Annotated in this window: 1 protein-coding gene; it reads left to right on the top strand. The window is 60.6% G+C overall.

Translation table 11 applies throughout. The features are described 5' to 3' along the window. Positions 1–86: 86 nt before the first annotated feature. Positions 87–558 (top strand): IS3 family transposase (locus IEY31_RS18575; RefSeq protein ID WP_268238982.1); only part of this gene is annotated, 472 nt, incomplete at its 3' end.

Raw genomic sequence — 558 nt, 5'->3', positions numbered from 1 at the left:
CGCCTGTGTGAACTGCACCAGGTGAGTCGGTCCTGGTACGTCCATCAACTGGGCCGTGAGGCTGTTGTGTTGATCAGGATCAGCAGCTGGCCAAAGACATCGAGGCGGTGGTGCTGAAATGGACTGGGTATGGCTATCGCCGAGTCGCCCATGAACTCGCCCGCAGGGGACGTCCAGCGAACCACAAACGTGTCTTGCGGGTCATGCGAGAACACCGGCTGCTGTGCAGGACCAGGCGGCGCTTTCAGCCCACGACAGAGTCCACCCACAACCAGTCAAGATTTGCCAATCTGCTGCCACACCTCATTGTGACCAGACCTGACCAGGTCTGGCAGGCCGATCTCACGTACATTCGCGTCAAGCAGGGCTTCGTTTACCTGGCGTGCGTGCTGGACAGCTTTACCCGTGAAGTGGTGGGCTGGTCTTTGTCGAGGTTCATGGACGCCGCATTGCCCCTGACAGCGCTGGACAACGCGCTGCAAGCGCGTTGTCCAGCAGCGGGGCTGGTCCACCATTCAGACCAGGGGGTCCAATACGCGAGTCGGGCGTATGTGGACC

This window comes from Deinococcus aerolatus (assembly GCF_014647055.1).
GTDB lineage: Bacteria > Deinococcota > Deinococci > Deinococcales > Deinococcaceae > Deinococcus > Deinococcus aerolatus.
This window is presented reverse-complemented; position numbering and strand designations above follow the sequence as displayed.